The sequence below is a fragment of the Photobacterium sp. OFAV2-7 genome, assembly GCF_022347985.1.
Lineage (GTDB): Bacteria > Pseudomonadota > Gammaproteobacteria > Enterobacterales > Vibrionaceae > Photobacterium.
This window is the reverse complement of sequence record NZ_JAKRFQ010000282.1, coordinates 1-5,629: the sequence shown is the minus strand read 5'-3', so window position 1 is coordinate 5,629 and position 5,629 is coordinate 1. Positions and strand designations below refer to the sequence as shown.

The 5,629-nt window shown below is 42.5% G+C and carries 7 protein-coding genes; 6 read left to right on the top strand and 1 reads right to left on the bottom strand.

All coding sequences use genetic code 11. From position 1 onward, the window contains the following. A partial coding sequence (locus MHN01_RS14675) for a LysR substrate-binding domain-containing protein (protein WP_239412026.1) occupies positions 1–464 on the top strand: 464 nt, incomplete at its 5' end. Positions 465–735: 271 nt separating this feature from the next. Here MHN01_RS14675 and MHN01_RS14670 read toward each other — a convergent pair. Next, entirely contained in the window at positions 736–1,362 is a 627-nt protein-coding gene (locus MHN01_RS14670) for an alpha/beta hydrolase (RefSeq protein WP_239412025.1), read from the bottom strand. A gap of 277 nt (positions 1,363–1,639) precedes the next feature. Here MHN01_RS14670 and MHN01_RS14665 point away from each other — a divergent pair, with 277 nt between their 5' ends. The 5 genes from MHN01_RS14665 to MHN01_RS14645 all read left to right on the top strand — a co-directional run bounded on the left by MHN01_RS14665 (position 1,640) and on the right by MHN01_RS14645 (position 4,848). Continuing rightward, complete coding sequence (locus MHN01_RS14665; protein ID WP_239412024.1) at positions 1,640–1,984, top strand: antibiotic biosynthesis monooxygenase; 345 nt, start codon at positions 1,640–1,642, stop codon at positions 1,982–1,984. Positions 1,985–2,061: 77 nt separating this feature from the next. Then, positions 2,062–2,769: a helix-turn-helix transcriptional regulator gene (locus MHN01_RS14660; RefSeq protein WP_239412023.1), complete on the top strand. Its 708-nt coding sequence runs from the start codon at positions 2,062–2,064 to the stop codon at positions 2,767–2,769. A gap of 505 nt (positions 2,770–3,274) precedes the next feature. Continuing rightward, a complete protein-coding gene (locus tag MHN01_RS14655) occupies positions 3,275–3,748 on the top strand; it encodes an SMI1/KNR4 family protein (RefSeq protein ID WP_239412022.1) in 474 nt (157 codons plus the stop codon). Positions 3,749–3,875: 127 nt separating this feature from the next. Then, entirely contained in the window at positions 3,876–4,226 is a 351-nt protein-coding gene (locus MHN01_RS14650; protein ID WP_239412021.1) for an SMI1/KNR4 family protein, read from the top strand. A 121-nt stretch (positions 4,227–4,347) separates the two neighbouring features. Continuing rightward, positions 4,348–4,848 (top strand): hypothetical protein, encoded by a 501-nt coding sequence (locus MHN01_RS14645; RefSeq protein WP_239412020.1) that lies wholly within the window; start codon positions 4,348–4,350, stop codon positions 4,846–4,848. The last annotated feature ends 781 nt before the right edge of the window (positions 4,849–5,629 follow it).

Here is a 5,629-nt window from a genome sequence, read left to right as displayed (position 1 = left end):
GCGCTTCCTCGGCGCTTGAAGATTCCAGCCTGTATGCAACTAAAATTGGTGAATTTGACGATATTCTTTGTGCATCGCCAGAGTACCTCAAGCGTTTTGACGTGCTCCATTCAGCACAAGACCTGCTCAAGCTAGACTGGGTGAGCCACAATATCGTGCATGGTGACAAAGTGCTGGTGTTAAAGTCGTCGCAAGGAGAGGTAGTTAAGCTAAACAAAAAACCCAAAGTGCGGGTTCGCACCACTCACGCCCTGAAAGGGTTCTTGATCAATCATATTGGGTTTGGTGTTTTGCCTGAGTTTGCGGTTAAAAATGAGTTGGCGAGTGGTGAGTTGGTTAGGATCCTCCCTGAAGTTCATGATGTTACCATTCCATTGTATGCCGTGTATCAAAATAAGGCATTGATGCCGCTTAGAACGCGCACCCTGATAGATTTCCTCAAGCGAGAAGGGGAGTGCTTTTAGGTCCCTAAAGGCATGCCTCGATTCTTTAATCACATACCCTTCATATGTTGAAGCTCAACAATGGATCGAGAAGATTGAAACACATGGCAATGTGTCTGTATTTGGGGCTATTTTATGATCGGGTTGACATAATCTGGTTGTTACAAAGTGCAGTTATTAAGCTAACTGCACCTTGTGTAGCATGATGGATTTCTATGGAGCTGATACCTTTATCCGGGAAGGTATAAACATGTTTTCTTGACAGTTACATTCCCGGACATTAGCGATGTGGCTATTTGGAAGTAATAACCTGATACCGTTTTATTTCTGCTTTGCTCATCCAATGAATATCTGTTGCAGGAGCGGCATTGAGGGTGAACCAGTAGAAATTAGGATCAATATCAACGTGACGGTAGTAGCTAAGGTACATCTGGTGAATAGGATCGGTAGTTGGAATCTGGTTGCCGTTTTCGCCGTCAGCTCCTCCCCAACTGTGAACGCCAATACGGGGTTTGGCATCATCAGCACTTCGCTCTACACCTGCAAGGTACAAATCAACCCCACCACTAGCGATCATGCCCTCTTTGTTAAGGTGTGTGCTCATCTTCCTATCATGTATCTGCTTTGACAATTCCAGGTTAACTTCGTCATCTGCGCTGCCCTCTATGACATCGATATCCAGTTTCTTGATTTCCGGGTAACGGGCTAACATGTCGTTAAAGGCATCTAACGAACCAGAGCAGATCACACCATCCAGGTTGGCTTCAGTCGGGCTGTTTACGGTAAAGGTGAGGGGTTTATCCCCTTGTAGCTGGAAGTAGCCACAGCGGGATGTAAACTCATTCGGAGCGGTATTGTTCGCACAGGCTGCGACAGCGCAGGATGCGATAACAATCAGAGCGGGTTTGACTAACGGCATGCAGGATTCTCTTTGCTAGTGAATGACTGAGCTCACTAGTTTAGGGCGTGTTTTAGTATCCGTAAGTATCGATATGTAAGCGCAGCCGTTACAGGGGCCGGTAAAGTCGTCACTAAAGGCATTACCGTAAACGGGCTTTATGGCCTTCCAAACGGACTGGGTTGCGGGCGCACAGTAAAATACAGTACAACGGCCATATTTCAATCCCCAACGAAGTGTCACTATTTCAAGTCGCTAAAATCCCTGCAACAATTAAATCAAATAGATAGAGGGAAAAATGATTGCAGTAATTTTTGAAGTTCAGGTAGCTCAAGGTAAGACTTCTGAATACCTAGATATAGCGAATGAAATAATACCATTATTATCAAAAATAGAAGGTTTCATTTCAGTTGAACGTTTTCAAAGCCTTACCAACGAGGGGAAGGTGCTTTCTTTGTCATTTTGGCGAGATGAAGAGGCTATTCAAGCGTGGCGTGCTTTAGAATCACACAGGTTTGCACAGTCCAAAGGGCGTGGTGGTGTGTTCGAAAACTATCGACTAAGAGTGGCTGGCGTCATTAGAGATTATGGCATGGATAATCGCTCTGAAGCCCCCCAAGACAGCATTGAAGCGCACGGATAACGGGCCAACCAATGATGAGCAATGTATAGTTGTAATTAATAATTTTACCTTGGCTGAGATATGACAACGAGTTAGGCATGAGCACACGAAATAGTTCTTTCACCGAATCAGAAAATTATAGCCAAGAAACAGACATGGCAGCATTGGCGGCCGCCATGTCTGACGCTTCTAGAATGAAGATCTTATGTGCATTAATGGATGGAAGAGCTTGGACAGCAACAGAACTAAGTGCCGTTGCAGACATAGCGGCATCGACAACCAGCTCTCACCTGTCACGTTTGGTAAAAGCCAACCTTGTGAGCTGTTTATCTCAAGGACGACACCGATACTTTCGTCTGTATAACAGTCGCATTGCTTCGCTACTGGAAAATATGATGGGTGTAACTTTTCAGGCAAGTAATCTCTCACGTTCGAAAGTGCCTGAAGAATTACTAAAAGCAAGGACCTGTTATGACCATTTAGCAGGTGAAGTAGCAGTAAAGCTCTACGAATCCTTGATTACCCATGGCTGGATTGAAAGTGATGGCAATGACCTTACCCTGCAAGGGAAAGAAAAATTTTTACAGTTAGGTATCACACTCGAAACCAAAACCAAACGTAAGAAGTGTTGCCCGTGTTTGGACTGGAGCGAAAGAAAATTCCACGTTGGCGGTTTCCTGGGAGCATCACTACTCAATTTTTTTGAAAGTAATAACTGGATAGAAAAAGTACCAGGCTACCGAGAAGTCACCATTACCCCCAAAGGCTACAAAGAACTTCATCGGCATTTTCTTATTGAGGACTAACTTTGCATATTTGGCAGGGGGCGTCCTCGTGGCATCTGATGCCAAGCTGACAGCTTGTTGGACATTTTCAATTTAGCTGCAACGTACTTAATTTATCCTTCGGGTAACTTTTCGTACCCCAAAATGACAAATGGCAACTCTATGTAATATGCCGAGTTTGAAAGCTTTTGGACACTTTCTTTCACTCGATAATCAGGCTCTCAAAGTGGCTTTATGTAGTACGTGTACTTGAACATGCAAATCATCGTATATCTCTGAAATACATCTTATTCATTCCTTGGTCGAGTGATTAGACAGTATGAGTTCTGAATGAAATTAGCGTGGTATACGGGTAGTTTCTGCCGTTATCCATTTGGTAAGTTAGTAAATATTGATACTATATCTAAATCATTCAGGTGGTTAATACATTCATCTGTCATCAATTATTCTGCGACATATGGCAAGTTAGAGCGGAGATGTAGCGTGTAGAAAGTGTTATACGGTGCTTTTCCACTTCGGAGGAAGTTTGGAAGTTAAGATAGAATGTTCACAAGAATACGGGCCTGTATCCGAAGGTGAGATTGGCATACTTGAGGGTTTCCTAGGCAGTAACTTTCCTAAAGATTATCGATGCTTCATGTTAGAACATAATGGAGGAACACCATTTCCAGACATGTTTAAAATTCCAACTGAAGGAAATAGAGGAAATAGCTTTTTGGTAGACAGTTTCTATCCGATACACTCGAAAAGAAGTACTCACAATCTCATTTGGTACCTTAAAGAATATAGCGATCGAATTCCAAATGAACTGATGGCTATTGGGCAAGACCCAGGTGGTAATCAGATTTGTATAGCAATTTCAGGTAAGAACTACGGCTCAATTTACTTCTGGGATCATGAACTTGAATGTGATGGTGAGCCACCGAGTTATGTAAATGTCTACTTTATATCGAGTTCATTTACTGAGTTTCTCGGGTGTCTGAGTGAATTTGATGAGTAAACGTTCAGTTTCAATGCTAGTTTTGCGCAAATGCTCTCTAACTAAAACCGAACTCTTAATTAGTAAATTCTAAGGCCTATACTGTCAGCCTTATGAATTTAAATGAAAAACAATCAGGCATTTCCCCATGAGACAACATCAAGGAAGTTCTAAATGGACATCTTTAGTTGAACAGCATACTGCCGACTTTGAGTTTTCAGAACCAACCACAGAGTCTGAAATTGCAGAGGCTCAGAAAGAGTTAGGCCTCATTTTCCCTACACCTTTGAAAGAGTGTTTACTGGAATCTAATGGAGTTTTTGGTGAATACGGACTTGGCTTAGTCTGGACATTAAGAGCAATAACTGAAACCAATACTGAGTTCAGACAGAACAACGATTTCTCAGAGCTTTACATGCCTTTCGATTCACTGCTTTTTTTCGGAGATGCAGGAAATGGTGACCAATTTGCTTTTCCAATTCAAGCAGGAGCTATCTAACGCGATGATATTTTCATCTGGAATCATGAAGATGACAGCCGTAGCTGGGTTGCTCCTAGCCTAGATAAGTATATTGAATGGCAACTTGGCGGTAAGATTTGTATATAAGGTAAATCTGATTATGGGTGAAGTAGAAATTATCCCACTTTGTGGAGCTGGTAAAATTCAACTCGGAATGAGTAAAGGGGAGATAAGAGAAGCTATAGGCAGCACTCCAGACAATATCCCGTCCCATACTAATTCTGGAATTGAGTTCCAAGAATGTGACTATTTCCTTGAAAATGCGATTCAAGTCTCATATTCCAAGGACACTGGTTTAGTTGACTGGATTGGGTTTAACGACAATATTCCACTTAAGTTGCTTTTCCATGGTAACGACTTGTTTTCACTTGAAGTGAATGAAGTTCTTGCGCACATAAAAAAATATGGAAAGCTAGATGAAAATGATCCAGAAATTGGTTATTCGTATCGCTTCCCAGAACTCGGCATATCCTTTTGGAGAGAATCAATAACTGAAGAGCTAGTGCAGGAGTTGACTGAAGCAGATGAGGCTGACAAGGAGTGGTTGCAAAAAGATATAGAAACATCTAAGCACTTCCAACAAATATCTGTCTTTAAATAAGACGTTCTTAAAGTATGAGAACGCTAGGTTGGCGATCTTGCTAACGCCACTCCAAGAGCGAACTGAATAGACATGCAAAAACTAAACTTCTATCGAGTAAACGATAGATGCGCACTTTGGGGGTAGATGTGCACCGCTGTTCCATGCAAATCAATAACGACAGGTTCGCAAACTCTGCAGAGTGATCCATTGATAAGTAAACTTGCTAAAACACAAAGGGGCAGAACTTCGTTAGAGCAAAATACTGAGACTGCTCTGGACAGAGAGGTCCAGGCTCTTCCAATCCAAATTCCATGCGCCAGATAAAGCCTGGTATCGATACTCACTCACAACATTTTGCGCCTACCTTTTTGGTATGCACGCGTTGGTGGCTAAAGCGGCCAAATCAAACATGTACCGGGTCAAAGTTAGGATTCAGAAAGATAAAGTATCGTGAGGTTACAGTGCTTGACGAAAATGCTTCGCCGCGCGCAGCACGATAGAGGGGGCAGGAAGTGCTTTGATTTTTCTTTATTGTACAAACAGTTAAAGGATGGATTAAACAGGGCGGCAAGAATACATAATTCTCTATAACGCACAATAATAATGTTTTGGTGTGGTATATTTCACCCAATGCGAGACGGCAGGTATGGCGGTGGGCTGAAAAATGGATAGGGGCCGATATGCAAAAATTACATAAAAGGGTGGAGCGCTACGTTCTTTTTAGTGAAGTGGCTAAATTATTAAGCTTCGCCAAGGCGGCGGACAGCTTAGATATTTCTCGCAGTTATCTTTCGAGCCA

What these genes read in the sequence shown, in the direction of transcription:
- MHN01_RS14645 (WP_239412020.1), top strand. Translation starts at nt 4,348, where the DNA reads ATGGGTGAAGTAGAAATTATCCCACTTTGTGGAGCTGGTAAAATTCAA.
- MHN01_RS14660 (WP_239412023.1), top strand. Translation starts at nt 2,062, where the DNA reads ATGAGCACACGAAATAGTTCTTTCACCGAATCAGAAAATTATAGCCAA.
- MHN01_RS14650 (WP_239412021.1), top strand. Translation starts at nt 3,876, where the DNA reads ATGAGACAACATCAAGGAAGTTCTAAATGGACATCTTTAGTTGAACAG.
- MHN01_RS14665 (WP_239412024.1), top strand. Translation starts at nt 1,640, where the DNA reads ATGATTGCAGTAATTTTTGAAGTTCAGGTAGCTCAAGGTAAGACTTCT.
- MHN01_RS14670 (WP_239412025.1), bottom strand. Translation starts at nt 1,362, where the DNA reads ATGCCGTTAGTCAAACCCGCTCTGATTGTTATCGCATCCTGCGCTGTC.